The following is a 212-nucleotide window of genomic DNA, read 5'->3' on the forward strand; positions in this document are numbered from 1 at the left end:
GCCCAGGAGCGGCTGGCCCGCCGGGCCGTCGCCCGCTCGGCCCGCGCCCTGCTCGGCAACGGCGCCTGGTGGTGGTCGGCCGGACTGAACGCGGCCGCCGCCCTGCTGCACGCCGCCGCCCTGCGCTACGGCCCGCTCACCCTGGTCCAGCCCCTCGGCGCGCTCACCCTCGTCGCCGCCGTCCCGCTCGGCGCCCGGGGCGCCGGCCGGCG

General features: G+C 83.5%; 1 pseudogene. It reads left to right on the forward strand.

Going from position 1 to position 212, the window contains the following annotated elements:
* Window positions 1-212, forward strand: a pseudogene (locus tag VR44_RS22485) (hypothetical protein); the annotation flags it as partial.

Origin of the sequence: Streptomyces katrae (genome assembly GCF_000966975.1) — a bacterium.
In the GTDB taxonomy this organism is placed as follows: Bacteria; Actinomycetota; Actinomycetes; order Streptomycetales; family Streptomycetaceae; genus Streptomyces; species Streptomyces katrae.